Source organism: uncultured Thiodictyon sp. (genome assembly GCF_903828115.1).
GTDB lineage: Bacteria > Pseudomonadota > Gammaproteobacteria > Chromatiales > Chromatiaceae > Thiodictyon.
The window spans coordinates 21559-37451 of the sequence record NZ_CAIKKU010000575.1 but is presented as its reverse complement, the minus strand read 5'-3'; the positions used below and the strand labels follow the sequence as shown (position 1 = coordinate 37451).

The 15893-nt window shown below is 60.4% G+C and carries 14 protein-coding genes; 7 read left to right on the top strand and 7 right to left on the bottom strand.

The window, feature by feature from the left end; translation table 11 throughout:
- Window positions 1-142: 142 nt before the first annotated feature.
- From QZY48_RS21785 to QZY48_RS21775, 3 genes are read left to right on the top strand one after another with little or no spacing between them, the layout of a single operon-like run.
- Window positions 143-1063, top strand: a complete 921-nt coding sequence (locus tag QZY48_RS21785) for an AAA family ATPase (RefSeq protein WP_295435089.1) — start codon at window positions 143-145, stop codon at window positions 1061-1063.
- Window positions 1060-2088: a DUF58 domain-containing protein gene (locus QZY48_RS21780; protein ID WP_295435087.1), complete on the top strand. Its 1029-nt coding sequence runs from the start codon at window positions 1060-1062 to the stop codon at window positions 2086-2088. The genes QZY48_RS21785 and QZY48_RS21780 overlap by 4 nt, the downstream gene beginning before the upstream one ends.
- On the top strand, window positions 2057-4069 hold the full coding sequence (locus QZY48_RS21775; protein ID WP_295435085.1) for a DUF3488 and transglutaminase-like domain-containing protein: 2013 nt from the start codon (window positions 2057-2059) through the stop codon (window positions 4067-4069). The genes QZY48_RS21780 and QZY48_RS21775 overlap by 32 nt, the downstream gene beginning before the upstream one ends.
- Before the next feature lie 17 nt (window positions 4070-4086).
- On the opposite strand, the gene mnmE is transcribed toward QZY48_RS21775, so the two are convergent.
- From mnmE to rpmH, 5 genes are read right to left on the bottom strand one after another with little or no spacing between them, the layout of a single operon-like run.
- On the bottom strand, window positions 4087-5424 hold the full coding sequence (mnmE, locus tag QZY48_RS21770; protein ID WP_295435083.1) for a tRNA uridine-5-carboxymethylaminomethyl(34) synthesis GTPase MnmE: 1338 nt from the start codon (window positions 5422-5424) through the stop codon (window positions 4087-4089).
- Window positions 5425-5454: 30 nt separating this feature from the next.
- A complete protein-coding gene (gene yidC / locus QZY48_RS21765; RefSeq protein WP_295435081.1) occupies window positions 5455-7152 on the bottom strand; it encodes a membrane protein insertase YidC in 1698 nt (565 codons plus the stop codon).
- 5 nt (window positions 7153-7157) lie between these two features.
- Window positions 7158-7379, bottom strand: coding sequence for a membrane protein insertion efficiency factor YidD (gene yidD / locus QZY48_RS21760; RefSeq protein WP_295435079.1), 222 nt, complete (start codon window positions 7377-7379; stop codon window positions 7158-7160).
- Window positions 7364-7780 (bottom strand): ribonuclease P protein component, encoded by a 417-nt coding sequence (gene rnpA / locus QZY48_RS21755; RefSeq protein ID WP_295435109.1) that lies wholly within the window; start codon window positions 7778-7780, stop codon window positions 7364-7366. Before rnpA ends, yidD begins: the two co-directional genes overlap by 16 nt.
- 5 nt (window positions 7781-7785) lie before the next feature.
- Window positions 7786-7920 carry a 50S ribosomal protein L34 gene (gene rpmH, locus QZY48_RS21750; RefSeq protein WP_100922234.1) on the bottom strand — a complete coding sequence of 45 codons (135 nt, stop codon included), beginning with the start codon at window positions 7918-7920 and terminating at the stop codon, window positions 7786-7788.
- A 289-nt stretch (window positions 7921-8209) separates the two neighbouring features.
- Between rpmH and dnaA the strand changes: the two genes are divergently transcribed.
- The 4 genes from dnaA (at window position 8210) to gyrB (ending at window position 14536) form a co-directional block, all read left to right on the top strand.
- A complete protein-coding gene (dnaA, locus tag QZY48_RS21745) occupies window positions 8210-9544 on the top strand; it encodes a chromosomal replication initiator protein DnaA (RefSeq protein WP_295435077.1) in 1335 nt (444 codons plus the stop codon).
- Window positions 9545-9741: 197 nt separating this feature from the next.
- On the top strand, window positions 9742-10842 hold the full coding sequence (gene dnaN / locus QZY48_RS21740; protein ID WP_295435075.1) for a DNA polymerase III subunit beta: 1101 nt from the start codon (window positions 9742-9744) through the stop codon (window positions 10840-10842).
- Between the two features lie 15 nt (window positions 10843-10857).
- On the top strand, window positions 10858-11943 hold the full coding sequence (gene recF, locus QZY48_RS21735) for a DNA replication/repair protein RecF (protein ID WP_295435074.1): 1086 nt from the start codon (window positions 10858-10860) through the stop codon (window positions 11941-11943).
- Between the two features lie 181 nt (window positions 11944-12124).
- The gene (gene gyrB, locus QZY48_RS21730) at window positions 12125-14536 is read left to right on the top strand and encodes a DNA topoisomerase (ATP-hydrolyzing) subunit B (protein WP_295435072.1); all 2412 of its coding nucleotides are present in this window, start codon (window positions 12125-12127) and stop codon (window positions 14534-14536) included.
- 45 nt (window positions 14537-14581) lie between these two features.
- Here the strand turns inward: gyrB and QZY48_RS21725 are convergent, their stop codons facing one another.
- Complete coding sequence (locus QZY48_RS21725) at window positions 14582-15331, bottom strand: 1-acyl-sn-glycerol-3-phosphate acyltransferase (protein ID WP_295435070.1); 750 nt, start codon at window positions 15329-15331, stop codon at window positions 14582-14584.
- Window positions 15328-15888 carry a D-glycero-beta-D-manno-heptose 1,7-bisphosphate 7-phosphatase gene (gene gmhB / locus QZY48_RS21720; RefSeq protein ID WP_295435067.1) on the bottom strand — a complete coding sequence of 187 codons (561 nt, stop codon included), beginning with the start codon at window positions 15886-15888 and terminating at the stop codon, window positions 15328-15330. Before gmhB ends, QZY48_RS21725 begins: the two co-directional genes overlap by 4 nt.
- Window positions 15889-15893: the final 5 nt, after the last annotated feature.

The following is a 15893-nucleotide window of genomic DNA, read 5'->3' as shown; positions in this document are numbered from 1 at the left end:
GGCTTTACAGTTTAACGCAAGTAGGCTTCCCCAAAACCATGGATTATCGCGATTTTCCTGTGCCTCGATCCCCTGAGCGCCGGGGTTCGGACGCCGCGCCGGGGCGCGCGTGAGAGGGTCCGCACCGGCACCCATCCGGCCCTTGGCGACCAACCTGACACAACGGGTGCTGGACGCGGCGGGGCGCATCATCCTGGGCAAGGGGCGGGAGCTGCGCCTGGCGCTCGCCTGCCTGCTGGCGCGGGGCCACCTCCTGATCGAGGACCTGCCGGGGGTCGGCAAGACCACGCTCGCGCACCTGCTGGCGCGATTGCTAGGGCTGCAATACTCGCGCATCCAGTTCACCAGCGACCTGCTGCCGGCGGACGTGATCGGGGTATCGGTCTACGAACGTGAGCACGAACGCTTCCGCTTTCACCCGGGTCCGGTGTTCGCCCAATTGGTGCTCGCCGATGAAATCAACCGCGCGACGCCGAAGGCCCAGAGCGCCCTGCTCGAGGCGATGGAGGAGCGACAGGTGACCGTGGATGGGGAGACCCGGCAATTGCCGGAGCCCTTCTTCGTGATTGCGACCCAGAACCCGTCCTACCAGATCGGGACCTTTCCGCTGCCGGAGTCCCAACTCGACCGCTTTCTGATGCGCATCCGTTTAGGCTATCCGCCCGCCGACCAGGAAAGGGTCCTGCTGGCCGGGGAGGATCGGCGGATCATGGTGGAGCACCAGGCACCGGTCTTGTCCGTCGGCGAGCTGGCCGCGCTGCAGGCGTTGGTCACCCAGGTCCATGCCGCGGCTTCGATTATCGATTACTGTCTCGCCATCCTGCAGTTTACCCGGCGCAGCGAGCGCTTCGTGCATGGACTCTCGCCCCGGGCGGGGGTCGGCCTGTTGCGGGCCGCCAAGGCTTGGGCGCTGCTCGAGGACCGTGCCTATGTGCTGCCGGAGGACCTCCAGGCGGTCCTGCCGTCCTGCTGTATCCACCGGCTGGTCAGCGGCGACGGCAGCGGCCGCCTGGACCACGACGAGGTGGCGACCCTGATCCTGTCATCGGTCCCGGTGCCATGAACCTGAGTCGCCGATTTCAAGCGCTGTTGCGCCGCGAACCAGTCGGCACCGACGGGAGCGCGCGCATCGCCGCTCGCCGGATCTATATCCTGCCGACCCCGACCGGGCTCTGGTACGGGGGGGCGGTCTTTCTGATGCTCATGGGATCACTGAACTATCAGAACAACCTGGGGCTGTTGTTCGCCTTTTTCCTCGCCGCGACGGGACTGGTGGCGATGCACCATTGCTGGTTCAATCTGCTCGGACTGGCGATCGGGGCGCGACCGGGACCAGCCGTATTCGCCGGGAGCCCGGCCCAGTTCGAGGTCACGCTGCGCAACGAACGCGCCGGACCCCGGTTTGATCTACGCCTGGTTGGCGGGCTGGATCCCGTGACCCCGGTCTTTCTCGGTGCCAGGGAGCAGCAGGTGGTCGTCCTCAGTGTCCCGACGCGAAAACGCGGGCTGCTGGCGCTGCCCGAGGTGCAGGTCGAGACCCGGCACCCGATGCACCTGTTTCGCGCCTGGTGCTTTGCGCAGACCGAGGCCAGTTGTCTGGTGTATCCCCATCCGGCACCGGCGGCACCGCCGCCCGCGCCGGACCCCGGTCGCGGGCGGCGCCCGGCGCTGCGCGGTGGCGAGGGCAGTGACGAGTACCTGGGACCGCGCGCCTATCGCTATGGGGATTCCCCCCGACACGTCGACTGGAAGGCCCTGGCGCGCGAACGCGGCCTGATCGTCAAGCAGTTTGGCGGGGACGAGGGGTTGGATGTCTGGATCGATTGGGCGCGGGTCGCCGCGCCCGGGCTGGAGGAGCGGATCAGCCTATTGACCCGGCAGCTGCTGGACGCCGCCCGGTCCAACCTGCGTTTCGGCATGCGCCTGCCCGGGGTGCAGATCGGCCTCGACCTCGGGCTGGCGCATCGCGAGCGGTGCCTACGCACCCTTGCCCTGTTCGAGCAGGGGCTCGGTGGGCATGAAGAAAACCGGCGGCCGATGAACCAGGCGACGACCCATGCGATTAATCACGGGCAAGCGCAAGCCTAACCCGATCGACGCGCGGCCCGAGCGCCACCAGACCCTCGCGGTCACCCTGACGGCGGCGGCCGCGTATCTGCCGCTCGCCCCCCATCTGGCGTGGCAGGTGTCGGTCTTCTGCGCACTGATGCTTGGATTGCGGCTCGCGGCCCTGCGCTGGCCGGCCGCCACCCCGGGCACTTGGTCCCTATTGGCCTTGACGTTGGTCGGGGTGCTGAACTGTGTGCTCATCAACCACAGCCTGGTGGGCAAGGTCGGCGGCACCGCCCTGTTGGTGACCATGCTGGCCGTGAAGCTCCTGGAACTACGGGACCGGCGCGACCACCGGATCGTCGCAATCGTGCTGGGCCTGCTGATCGTGGTGCAGTTCCTGTTCGGGCAGGGGATCGGACTGACGCTCTTTCTGGGCCTGGTGGCGATCATGGTCGTCGCCCTCCTGGTCGACCTCAACGGCGGTTTGGGGACCGCGCCGCTGCACCGGACCGTACGGGTCACCGTTCAGGTCGTACTTCAGGCCGTGCCCCTGACGCTGGTGCTGTTCCTGCTCTTTCCGCGCCTGAGCACGCCACTGTGGAGCCTGGGCCTAGAGCGTGACCGGGGGACCATGGGGATGAGCGAAACCATGGAGCCTGGTTCAGTCAGTGAGCTGGTGGTCAATGGCGAGCTGGCGTTTCGCGCCCGCTTCCAGCAACCCCCGCCTGCTCCGGCACGGCTCTACTGGCGCGGTCTGGTGTTGTGGGAGGTTGACGATCGCCGCTGGTCGCCGGGGCGCGACCCGCCGCACTGGATGGTTGGACCGCAACCGAGCCTGGCGGAGGAACTGCTCGACTACGAGGTGGTACTGGAGGCGTCCCAACAGCGTTGGTTATTCGCGTTGGACCTACCCGTTGCATACCCGGCCGATACCATTCTCGGTCCGGCCTTTACGTTGACCGCCACGACGGCACTGACCACGGCCAAGCGCTACCGTGCGCGCTCCGCCCTGCGCTACCGGACCGCGGACCCACCCGCGGCCGAGCGGCAGTACGCCCTGCGATTACCGTCGTCCGTCAGCGGACGCGAGCGGGCGCTGGTGGCCGAGTGGGGGCGCACCGCCGATTCCGATTGGGACCTGGTGCAGTCCGGTCTTGCCTATTTTGCGCGCGAGGATTTCCACTACACCCTGGTGCCGCCAAGACTCGGGGCCAACACCTGGGATGAGTTCCTGTTCGTGACCCGCAGCGGCTTCTGCGAGCACTACGCCGGCAGCTTCGCACTCCTGATGCGTATCGCCGGGGTGCCGTCGCGGGTGGTGCTCGGGTATCTGGGCGGAGAACCCAATCGCATCGGCGGCTATCATATGATCTGGCAGTCCGACGCGCACGCCTGGGTGGAGGTCGCCATCGAGGGGCGCGGCTGGGTGCGGGTAGACCCGACGAGCGCGGTTGCGCCGTCGCGGATCGACAATCAGGGTGCCTCCCGGCTACTCGGGGCGGCCGCCCCGCTGCGCTTCCAGGTCGACCCGCAGGGGGCCTTCGGCCGGACCATCCGACAACTGCGTAACCTGGCCGATAGTCTGGATGCGGTGTGGCAGGAGACCGTGCTGGACTTCTCCAGCGATCGTCAGGACCAGTTCCTCGACGAGTTGGGACTGCGCGACTACGGTCAGTTCGCCCTGGCGGCCATGATGGTCTCCTCCGGCTCATTGGTGATGGGCCTGGTGCTGTTTGCACTCATGCGACAGGCGCAGCCGATGGACCCGGGCACGCGCGATTATTCGCATTTTTGCGCCCGGTTAGCGGCGATCGGCCTGACGAGAGCGGCGAGCGAAGGCCCGCGGGACTTCGGACGCCGCGTGGTCGCGGCCCGGCCGGATCTCGCGGCCCAGGTGGGGCGTATCCTGTCGCTGTATGTCAGCGGGCGCTATATGGCAAAGCGCGGCAACCGGGATCAGGAGCGGCTTGCGCAAGAGGTCCGCCGCTTCCACCCACGGCGGCGTCGGGCATCTTAAAAGGATTTGTATCAATACTACTTGCCGATGCAGAAGCTGGAGAAGATGCGCTCGAGCAGGTCGTCTGGTGTGACCTCCCCGGTGATCTCCCCGCAGGCTCGCTGCGCCTCGAGCAATTCCAGCGCAACGACTTCAACTCCAATGCCGCTGTCCAATGCGTGGGCGGCGCGTTGCATGGCGTCCAGACCACGGCGTAAGGCGTCCAGATGCCGACGGCGCGCGACAAATGAGCCCTCGCCGATCCCGTCGACCCCAGCCTTTGACTTCACATGTTGGCGTAATTCGGCGAGGCCGCGTCCGGTCAGGGCCGAGAGGGGTATAACGGGCACGTCTTTGGGGATAGGCGAATCATCGCCCGGCAGTGCCAGATCGATCTTATTGCGTATCAGTGTTACCGGGATCGCTGGGGGGAGTTCGCGCAGTTCATTTGGTTCAAGTCCCAGTCTGGTATCGTAGACCCAGAGGATCAGGTCCGCGTGATCGAGTTGTCGGCAGGCGCGCCGCACACCTTCGAGTTCTACCGGTTCCGTGGTCTCACGGATACCCGCGGTATCGATGAGCTTCACTGGCAGCCCATCGATCTGCATATCGCACCGCAGCAGGTCGCGGGTCGTGCCGGGCACCGGGTTTACGATGGCCGCATCATATTGCAATAAGGCGTTGAGCAAGCTCGACTTGCCGGCATTGGGACGGCCGGCGATGACGACGGTCAGGCCGTCGCGGATCCGCTCTCCTTGATGGGCTTCGGTAAGGATTAGGCGTGCGCTGGCCAGTAGCTCGGTGAGATCGAGGCGGATCTGTCCCCGGGAGTGAGGATCGATGTCGTCCTCGGGAAAGTCGAGTGTTGCCTCGAGACAGGTCCGCAGGTGGATCAACTGATCGACCATGCAACGGATGCGCGTCGAGAAGACCCCTTGGAGGCTGCGGATCGACAATCGCGCCGTCAGCGAGGTGGAGCTTTCAATCAGGTCGGCGATGGCTTCGGCCTGAATCAGATCGAGTTTGCCGTTGAGATAGGCGCGTTGGGTGAATTCGCCTGGGCGGGCCAGGCGTGCGCCGAGTTCAAGACAGCGGCTCAGCAGTAGGTCCAGGACGACGGGGCCGCCATGGCCTTGGAGTTCAAGGCTATCCTCGCCCGTGAAGGAAGCAGGACCGCGGTAGAAAATCGCCAGGCCTTGATCGATCGGTTGGCCCGAGGAGTCGAGGAAGGAGCATAGGCAGGAGCGGCGCGCCTTGGGCAATCGCCCAAGCATGGCTCGAGAAATTTTTTTTACCCCCGGGCCACTGATGCGAATCACACCGATGCCGCCCACGCCGGGGGGCGTGGCGATGGCAACAATGGTGTCAGCGCTCACGCCCTGTTCCCGGCCGACCGGAATCGTCGATCACCGCTTGCGTTTGGCCGTTTCCTTTTCCAGGTTGCGGGTAATGTGCCACTGTTGCGCAATGGACAGGACGTTATTTACGGTCCAGTAAAGCACCAAGCCCGACGGGAAGAAGGCGAAAAACACCGTGAAGATGAACGGCAAGCTCATCATGATCTTCGCTTGCATCGGGTCCGGCGGTGCCGGGTTGAGCTTCGACTGCACGAACATGGAAACGCCCATGATCAGGGGCAGCACGTAGTAGGGATCGGGCGCGGACAGATTATCGATCCACAGGATAAAGGGCGCCTGACGCAACTCGACACTTTCCAGCAACACCCAATACAGCGCGATAAAGACTGGAATCTGCACAACGATCGGCAGACAGCCACCGAGCGGATTGATCTTCTCGGTCTTGTACAGTTCCATCATGGCCTGATTCAACCGCTCCTTGTCGTCCCCATAGCGATCCTTCAGCGCCGCCATCCGCGGGGTCAACTGGCGCATGTTCGCCATGGACTTATAACTGGTCTCGGACAACTTGTAGAAGGCGAGCTTGATCAGGATGGTCAGCACGATGATCGACCATCCCCAGTTCCCGACCACGCCGTAGATCTGATCCAGGAGCCAGTGAATCGGTTGGGCAATCACGGTCAACCAACCGTAGTCGACGGTAAGCCCCAGGCCGGGTGCGATCTTGTCGAGCGCGTCCGGCAGTTTCGGTCCGAGAAAAAGCTGATTTGGGAAGGCCTGAGTGGCACCGGGCGCAATCGTCACGGCGGGTGAAAACTGCCCGATGACGTAGCGATTCCCATCCAGAACGTTAGTGTAGAAGCTCTCTTCCACCCCGCGTGGCGGGATCCAGGCAGCCAGGAAATAATGCTGAATCATCGCGATCCAACCGTCACTTACCTGACCGTAGAGCTTTTGCCCCTGTGCGTCCTTACTGTCCTTAAAATTGGCAAAGGGGACCTTCTTGTACTTGTCTACCGGACTGTAATAAACACCGCCAGTGTAGGTGCTGATAAAACGTGATGCGTTCGGGTCCTGATATTCAGTCCGCTGCAGTTGGGTATATTCCCGCGCCACCAACGGTTTATCCGTCGCGTTCACAACCTCCTGGCTGGTCTCCACCAGATAACTGCCCCGCTTGAAAAGCAGGCTTTTACGGACCTTGATGCCCGCATCGTTGGTCCAGGTCAACTCGACCGGTAACGTCGACTGATCGGCCCCGAGCCGATAGTCCCGGGACTCACTGGAAAAAACCGCATCATAGCCAGGCAGCGCGTCGGCACTGGTACCGATCGGGATCAGGCCTGACTCCGCGACAAAAAAATTGGGCGGCTCTGGCTTCAGCAGCCGAACCTTATCCGTTTGGTCCTCGGGGGACACCGGGTAATCGAGAAGCCATGCACTGGAGATAGTCCCGCCGCGCAGCGAGATCTCCGCGCGCAATACGTCCGTCTCGACGGTAATCACCTGTCCCCCGGTCGGGCCAACCTGAGCCCCAGGGGACCGGACGCCGATCCGGCCAGGTGCGGAATCTGTCGGCACGACTGGGATCTGAGGGGTATGTGCCCCAGTCGGCGTCGTCTGGGACTCCGACAATGTGACGGCAGGGCCCTTGCTGACCTGGCCAGTGTCATGCACCCATGCCTGATAGATGAGCAGCAAGACGGCGGCCAGCGAAACGATAAGGACCAGGCGGAAGTTTTCCATTGGAATTACTGCTTTTTAGGTGGAACCGGGTCAAGCCCGCCGGGATGCCAGGGATGGCATCTGGAGAGGCGGCGCACTCCCAGATAGAGTCCCTTGAAAACACCGTGGCGCTCAATAGCCCCAATCGTGTAGTGGGAGCAGGTTGGGTAGAACCGGCAATGGGGGCCGATCAGTGGGCTGATCACCACCTGATAAAATTGAATCAGTAGAATCAAGAGTCGACCCATATTTTGCCTAACAGCGTGTGCCACGCACGGTCCAAACCTGAAAACAGCTCAGGATTAGTGAGCCGCTTCGCCTTCGACGCGCACAGCACCACAATATCGACCGCGGGCAGGCGGTTCACGAGAGCGCGAAAGCTCTCGCGGGCGATGCGCTTCAATTTGTTACGATCGACCGCACGGGCACAACATCGCTTTGAAATTGCGAGCCCAAGTCGCGCCCGGCCCAGCCCATTGGCCCTGGCGACGACCACGAACCCAGCCGCGTCGAAGCGCTGTGGCTTAGCGAAGACACGCTTGAACTGCCCGGCCTCACGCAACCGTGACGATTTTTCAAAGCGGCGGTTGGCCGCTGGCGACTCAGCGAGGGTGGCTGAGTGTTCCGACGAAGGCGTGCCGGCCGGGATGGAGCTCAGGGGGCTAAACGTACACGCCCCTTCGCGCGGCGGGCGCTGAGGACCTTGCGGCCGTTGCGTGTGGCGCTCCGTGCGCGGAATCCGTGGGTACGGGCGCGCTTGATGCGGCTCGGTTGGAAGGTGCGTTTCATGACGAAAGTCTCTGCGAGAAGCTAGGCGACGTCTTCGCAGACGTCGGGAAAAAGACGTAGGAACATAATCGGTTTGCTCGTCCGTGTCAACGACATTAGCAGCTTCCCGGCGGTGCGAGCGTTGTGGATAACTCCGGAACGGGGCGCTAGACTGCGCCATACTGCTCGCTCGGGTCGGGCCGCCGGGCGGGCCGCAACACTACCGGTAGCGATCACTGGTCGGCACTGCGCGGGCGCGGCGACCGGGTCGAGGGTAATATCGGTTTCAAAATAGTCACTGGGGGAAGCTATGGATCCTTGGCAGGATTGTGTGCAAAGACTGAAAGGGGAATTGACGGCAGCCGAGTTCAACACCTGGATTCTGCCGTTGCAGGCGCAACGCGAAGGCGAGCTGCTGCGTTTGCTGGCACCCAATAAGTTTGTGCAGGACTGGGCGCGGCAGCATTATGAACAACGTTTGCTTGAATTATGTCGCCACACGAGCGAGGGAACGATTACCCAGTTGAGATTCGATGTCGGCGGGCTCGATCGCCCGGCGGGCACGCCGGGATCGGGTTCCTCCGCGATCAGGATGCAGCCCTCGGTTCTGAGCGAGCGGCGCGCGGAAGCAAACATCAATCCAGAATTCAGCTTTGCCAGTTTCGTGGAGGGGAAGTCAAATCAACTGGCACGGGCAGCATCAATTCAGATCAGCCAAAATCCCGGTGTTGCCTACAATCCATTGTTTATCTACGGCGGTGTTGGGCTGGGCAAGACGCACTTGATGCACGCGGTCGGCAACATGCTGCTGGAGAGCAACCCGAACGCGAAAGTGACCTATCTGCACTCGGAGCGGTTTGTGGCGGAGATGATTCGCGCCTTACAGCACAACCGAATCGACGAGTTCAAGAAGACCTACCGTTCCCTGAACGCCTTACTGATCGACGACGTACAGTTTTTTGCTGGTAAGGAACGTTCACAGGAGGAATTCTTTCATACGTTTAACGCGCTGTTTGAGTCCCGGCAACAGATCGTCCTCTCGAGTGATCGCTTTCCTCGGGAGGTTGTCGGCCTTGAAGAGCGTCTGAAGTCCCGATTCGGGTGGGGGCTGACGGTCTCGATCGAGCCTCCCGACCTGGAAACAAGCGTCGCCATCCTCCAGAGTAAGGCAAGCCAGTTCGGCATTGTGCTCCCGGAAGATGTCGGGTTCTTCGTTGGCCGACGCATCCGTTCCAATATCAGAGAACTGGAAGGAGCGCTGCGGCGGCTCGTAGCGAATTCCCAGTTTACCGGCCGGGCGATCACCGTAGAGTTTGCCAAAGAGACCCTACGGGACATGTTGGCGGCACAAGACAAGCGGGTGACCATCGCCAGTATTCAGAAGACAGTTTGTGAATATTTCAAGGTTCGCAGCACGGACCTGCTGTCGGCCAAGCGCAGTCGTTCAATCGCCAGGCCGCGTCAGATTGCGATGGCCTTGGCTAAGGAACTGACGAAACACAGTCTGCCGGAAATCGGCAGTGCGTTCGGCGGTCGGGATCATACTACAGTGCTCCATGCGACGCGGAAAATTCGGGAACTTCGGGATAGCGATCCGGCAGTTGAGGAGGATTTCAAGAATTTGTTGAGAAGCCTGTCATCCTAACTGTGGATAACCTGGGTATGGTATCCGGAGGAGATTCCGCGGGGCAGTTGTCCACAGGTTGATCAGCGCCTTAGAGTACCCCTGCATTGTTGCAGTGTACTGATACCTTTGGAGAAAAATGTGTAGCACACATTTCCACAGTCCTTATAACTACAGACTATTATATATTTTCTACTCTTGTTAAGAGGGGCCTCGGTATGGATGTGCAGATTGGGCGGGAAGAACTCCTGCCGGTGTTGAGTCGGGTCGTGGCGGTCGTCGAGCGACGCCAGACGCTTCCGATCTTGGGCAACCTGCTGTTACGTGCACAGGAGGGGGGGTTGATAATCGTCGGAACGGATATGGAAATCGAGATCCGGTCGCGCTGCGCTGCGGATCTGATGGAGGAAGGCGAAGGGACCGTGCCGGCGCGAAAGCTGGGAGATATTGTCCGTTCCCTTGCGGACGGTTCGGAGGTGCGCCTAAAGATAGCTGGTGATCGCTGTGTATTGACGGCGGGGCGCGGGCGATATGTATTGGGAACCTTGCCGGCGCAGGATTTCCCGTTGATGGAGGCAGTTTCGCCTGAACTTGTGATCGAGATTGAAGAAGGGATTTTAAAGCGAATTTTCGAGAAGACGGCGTTTGCGATGGCACAGCAGGACGTTCGGTATTATCTGAACGGCTTGTTGCTTGAACTCGATGAGTCAGGCCTGCGGGCCGTGGCGACGGACGGCCACCGACTCGCATGCTATGCCCATGCCTGTGCGCTTGGTGTTCCCGAGAGTCGGGCCGTGATCATTCCGTACAAGACGGTGAATGAACTGAGGAGACAACTGAGCTTTGGTTCAAATTTGGTTCGGATTGAGATCGGGGAGCGGTTGATACGATTCGTTCTGGGAGATTCGGTGTGTTCGTCGAAGCTCGTTGACGGTCGGTATCCTGAGTACGGCAGGGTGATCCCGGCCGGACTGTCCAAGGTAGCGGTCGCGGATCGGGAAGTGCTGAAGAAGGCGCTATCCCGTACGGCGATTCTCTCGAATGAGAAGTATCGCGGCTTGCGGGTGTCGTTCGAAGCGGGGGTGTTGAGGCTTGTCGCGCATAATCCCGAGCAGGAAGAGGCGGTGGAGGAGATGGAACTGGACTATGGCGGTGAGTCGACCGTGATCGGCTTCAACGTCGCCTATTTGGCGGATCTCCTCGCGGCGGTTGACACCGGTCAGGTGGAGGTTCATTTCGACGATGGGAGCAGTAGTTCTCTTTGGCGCGGCGTTGGCGCGGTCAGTGAGACGTACGTCGTCATGCCGATGCGGCTTTAGGCGGTAGGTGGAACGATGGGCAGCGCGAGTGTAGAACTGCTGAGGATCGACGGGCTCAGGAATATCGAGCACACGGAGGTGGATGTCCGAGGGCCGTGCTCGCTTTTTATCGGGGCCAACGGGTCTGGGAAGACGTCGGTGTTGGAGGCAGTGTATTTGTTGGCGCGGGGCAAGAGTTTTAGAGGGCGAAGGAGTGGTGACCTGACGTCCCTAGGCAAGGAAGTGACGAGAGTGGTGGGGGATGTCCGTGAAGGAGGCGAGGACGCGGTTTGGCAGTTAGCGTATCTTCGGAAGAAGGCCGTTAGGGCGCGATACGTGAAGGGCGTCATGGTTGGCGACGGGGCGGATTTCGCTAAGTGGTTTGTCGTGCGGCTGATCGGGGAGGGTGCCGGTCGGCTCTTTGAAGGTGAGCCAGCGGTAAGGCGAGGCTTCCTTGATCTTAATTTGTTCCACGTGGAACAGCGTGGGGCTGAGGTCCTAAGGGCGTTCAAGCGGGTTCTGGAGCAGCGAAATGCCTGGCTGCGCTCGGGGGCTCGCGGTCGCCCGCTGTGGGACCAAGAGTTTGTTCGGTTGGGGGTTGACCTCGATCATGCGAGAAAGGGGTTATTCAGCGATCTAGGCAAGGCTTTTTCGGCGCATGCGGCAGGTTTCTCGTTTCTAGATGGAGCAACATTGACGTTTCGGTCTGGCTGGCCGGAGGGGGTGGAACTCGGTGACGCGGTCGCTGCGGATGCCGGCGGGGAACAGATATCCGGTTACACCCGGGTTGGGCCTCACCGGGCGGATTTCGCGTTGCGGAACCGGGATGGCGAGCTTCCGATGTCTCGCGGACAGACCAAGATCGTGGTGTGCCTCTTGCAGTTGGCGTTTGAGCGAGTGCAGGTCGGTCGACTGGGCTATGGTTCGGTTTGGTTGCTTGACGACCTTTGGGCAGAGCTTGATAGTCGCTCGTGCGCAATCCTATGTAGCCTCTTTCGTTCTACCGGCGGACAGTGCTTGTATACGCGGGTGGGGGATATGGACGCGCTGGCGAAAACAAATCTTCCGCCCGACACGCGATTGTTCCACGTGGAACGCGGGGCGGTGGTTGACCTGTCATGATGATCGGCTTTAGCTAAACTCTGTGTACGGCGCGCCCTACGCTGCAAAACAGATCCCTACGATCGGGTATAATTGCCCCATCGGCCGGCATCTAGGACGGTGCGAACGACCTTTCTGAGTCCTTTTAGGCTCGACCGCTTGGTTGTCCCAGGCCCACTATCTTGCGAGACCAGACACTGCCATGACATACGATTCAACGAATATAAAGGTTCTACGGGGTCTGGACGCAGTTCGCAAGCGCCCAGGTATGTATATCGGCGATACAGACGACGGAACCGGACTCCATCACATGGTTTTTGAGGTCGTCGATAATTCCATCGACGAAGCCCTGGCAGGCTACTGTAGCGAGATAACCGTCACCTTGCATCGTGACGGATCTGTTAGCGTCAGCGATAACGGTCGGGGTATTCCGGTAGATATTCACGCCGAGGAAAACCGTTCCGCGGCGGAGGTCATCCTGACCGTGTTGCATGCCGGCGGAAAATTCGACGACAATTCCTATAAAGTTTCCGGGGGCCTCCATGGAGTCGGTGTGTCCGTAGTCAATGCGCTTTCGCAGCGCTTGATCCTACGCATCGCAAGAGGTGGCAAGCGCTACGACCAGGAATATGCGATGGGAGAGCCTCTTTATCCCCTTCGTGAAATCGGCGACGCTTCCGAGACGGGTACCTATGTCCGTTTCTATCCATCATCTGAGATCTTCTCTAATCTCGATTTTCACTACGATATTCTCGTCAAGCGGCTCCGCGAGCTTTCGTTCTTGAACTCCGGCGTGCGGATCGTACTTTCTGAAGAGGTGAGTGGTCGGCAGGATACTTTCGATTACCAGGGCGGGATTCGTGCATTTGTTGATTACCTGAACCGAAATAAGACCCCGATCCATCCGAGCGTCATCTATTTCTCCGCTGAACGCGCGGGTATCGCCTTGGAACTGGCTCTCCAATGGAACGAGGGATTTCAGGAAACGATATTCTGTTTCACCAACAATATACCTCAGCGCGATGGCGGAACCCATTTGGCCGGTTTTCGCGCCGGGTTAACGAGAACGCTCAATGGCTATATTGAGCGGGAGGGATTGGAGAAGACACAGAAGATCAAGGCAATCGGCGACGACGCCAGGGAGGGTCTGACGGCCGTACTGTCGGTCAAGCTCAGCGATCCGAAGTTTTCGTCGCAAACGAAGGAAAAGCTCGTCTCATCGGAGGTGAAGGCTTCCGTCGAATCGCTGGTGGTAGACCACTTCAATGCCTTTCTAGAGGAGCAGCCCGCCCAAGCGAAAATTATCGCTGCGAAGATGCTCGACGCGGCGCGCGCAAGAGAGGCTGCAAGGAAGGCGCGGGAAATGACCCGACGCAAGGGTGTCTTGGATATCGCCGGTCTGCCGGGAAAACTCGCCGATTGCCAAGAAAAGGATCCTTCAAAATCAGAGCTTTACCTGGTAGAGGGCGATTCCGCAGGCGGATCGGCAAAGCAAGGTCGGGATCGCAGCTTTCAGGCTATCCTGCCACTGAAGGGGAAAATACTCAACGTCGAGAAGGCGCGGTTCGACAAGATGCTATCTTCGGCAGAGGTCGGGACCCTGATCACCGCGCTTGGCTGCGGCATCGGGCGCGATGAGTATAATCCGGAGAACTTACGCTACCATCGCATCATCATTATGACCGATGCCGATGTCGACGGTGCGCACATCCGCACGCTCTTACTGACCTTCTTTTACCGTCAGATGCCGGAGTTGGTCGACCGTGGGCATATCTTTATCGCCCAGCCGCCGCTCTATAAGCTCAAAAAAGGCAAGCAGGAAGATTACCTTCTGGATGATGCGGAGCTCAACGCCGCCATGCTGCAGGCGGCCCTCGATGAGGCAGCCCTGTATGTCGCTGCCGATGCACCTGCGCTGGCGGCGACCGCTTTGGAATCACTGGCGCGCGAATATCAGATATTCGAGGGAATATCGCGCCGCCTCTCGTCTCGCTATGATCCAAGCCTTCTCCATGAATTGGTCCGCAGCCCGCGACTCGATTCCTTGAATCTCCAGGATTCCGAGGCTATGGCAACCTGGTGCCGCGGCCTTGCGCAGTGTCTCAATGAACCGCACCTGGCCCATTCGTCGCTCCGATTTGTCTTGACCTATGAACAACGGGAATCCCAAAAGGCGAGCTTTCTGAAATTAACTCGCCTGATACATGGGATTCCGGAAACCAAACAAATCCCACTCGACTTCTTCCTCACCGCGGATTATCAGCGAATCGCTGAATTTGGGGAGAAGGTTGAGGGTCTACTGCAGCCCGGTGCCCACATGGCACGTGGGGAGCGCAGGAAGGACATTATCGATCTCGGCGACGGAATCCGTTGGCTGCTGGCAGAGGCACAGCGTGGATATAGTATGCAGCGCTACAAGGGGCTGGGAGAGATGAACCCGGAGCAGTTGTGGGACACGACAATGAATCCGGAGGGGCGCCGCTTACTCAAGGTGACGGTAGAAGACGCGGTCGCGGCGGACCAGATTTTTACCACACTCATGGGAGATAACGTAGAGCCGCGACGGGAATTTATCGAACGGCATGCACTTGATGTGGAGCATCTTGATGTTTAGCTGGCACTGATCATACCGCCCGGTGGCAGGAGTCCGGGCAGATGGCTAGCCGGGCTGCGTAGGACCGCCCTGAAAATCGGCGCGTGTCGGCAAGCCGGCGACGACACCCTCAATCCAGTTTTCCGTTTCGCGGCTCAGTTCCTGGGCGCTCTTGCCGGTGCTGTTGATACTTTCCCCTATGACGAGTTGGATCGTTCCCGCCCGTTTAATCAGACTTCGCCTGCCCCAGAATACCCCCGCGTTATGGGCTATCGGCAAGATCGGGTAGCCGCTGCGCTGTGCAAGTAGGGCGCCGCCGACGTTATAGGGAGCCCGTTCACCGGGTGGGACCCGCGTCCCTTCCGGAAAAATGACCACCCAATGCCCGGTGTCAAGCAAGCGCTGGCCTTCGGTGACCAGTTGTTTGAGGGCAGCGCGACCGGCGGAACGATCGATTGCAATAACCCGAAACCGGCGCAGCGCCGCTCCGAGGATTGGTATGTCGAGTAATTCCCGCTTCAAAACCCAGCTATGCTCAACCGGCAGCAGCGCTCGCAGGGCGATGGTTTCCCAGGCCGATTGATGCTTGCTCATGACGATGCACGTCGAGGTCGGTAAGTGTTCCAGCCCCTCGATCCGATAATCCAACCGGCACAGGGATTTCAGTGCAATCAGGTTAGCCCGTGCCCAAATCCGTGCAACCTTAGCGAGGAGCCGGAACGGCACCCACGGTCCAACGATTGCAATGGCCCCGCCGAACAGCGCAACGGATAGCGTAAGGAAGACCTGGTAAGCGAGCGAGCGTAGCAGAGTCAAGAATCGCACCAGTGGTTAATCAGTTCGTCCGTGGCTGCCCTTAAGTCCTCAAAAACAGGAACGCCCTTCAACTCTGCAGTTCCCAGCCCTAAGGTTCGCAGCCCCTTACCGCTCTTCACCAGCATCGGTTTCATACCGACCTGTCTTGCGGCGCGGACGTCGCTGATGGAATCCCCAATGAACGGTACCCCGCGCAGGTCAAGCCCAGTGCGGTCGCTGACACTGCGCAGAAGCCCCGGCTGCGGCTTGCGACAAGCGCAGTTTTCACTTGGCCCGTGCGGGCAGAACAGGATCATCTCGAGTCGACCACCCCGTAGCGAGACCAGGTCGTGTAATTTCCGGTGCATGGCGTTCAAGGCGCCAAGATCAAACAGTCCTCGCGCGAGCCCTGATTGGTTGGACACGATCGCAATCCGGAATCCGGCATGCGTCAATGCCGCAATGGCGTCCATACTACCCGGTATCGGCACCCATTGCGCCGCGCAGCGGATGTAATCATCCGCGTCCTCGTTGATGACTCCATCACGGTCAAGCAATACGAACCGTTCACGCGACATGGCAG

What these genes read in the sequence shown, in the direction of transcription:
- QZY48_RS21780 (WP_295435087.1), top strand. Translation starts at nt 1,060, where the DNA reads ATGAACCTGAGTCGCCGATTTCAAGCGCTGTTGCGCCGCGAACCAGTC.
- QZY48_RS21775 (WP_295435085.1), top strand. Translation starts at nt 2,057, where the DNA reads ATGCGATTAATCACGGGCAAGCGCAAGCCTAACCCGATCGACGCGCGG.
- yidC (WP_295435081.1), bottom strand. Translation starts at nt 7,152, where the DNA reads ATGGAAAACTTCCGCCTGGTCCTTATCGTTTCGCTGGCCGCCGTCTTG.
- yidD (WP_295435079.1), bottom strand. Translation starts at nt 7,379, where the DNA reads ATGGGTCGACTCTTGATTCTACTGATTCAATTTTATCAGGTGGTGATC.
- rpmH (WP_100922234.1), bottom strand. Translation starts at nt 7,920, where the DNA reads ATGAAACGCACCTTCCAACCGAGCCGCATCAAGCGCGCCCGTACCCAC.
- dnaA (WP_295435077.1), top strand. Translation starts at nt 8,210, where the DNA reads ATGGATCCTTGGCAGGATTGTGTGCAAAGACTGAAAGGGGAATTGACG.
- dnaN (WP_295435075.1), top strand. Translation starts at nt 9,742, where the DNA reads ATGGATGTGCAGATTGGGCGGGAAGAACTCCTGCCGGTGTTGAGTCGG.
- recF (WP_295435074.1), top strand. Translation starts at nt 10,858, where the DNA reads ATGGGCAGCGCGAGTGTAGAACTGCTGAGGATCGACGGGCTCAGGAAT.
- gyrB (WP_295435072.1), top strand. Translation starts at nt 12,125, where the DNA reads ATGACATACGATTCAACGAATATAAAGGTTCTACGGGGTCTGGACGCA.
- gmhB (WP_295435067.1), bottom strand. Translation starts at nt 15,888, where the DNA reads ATGTCGCGTGAACGGTTCGTATTGCTTGACCGTGATGGAGTCATCAAC.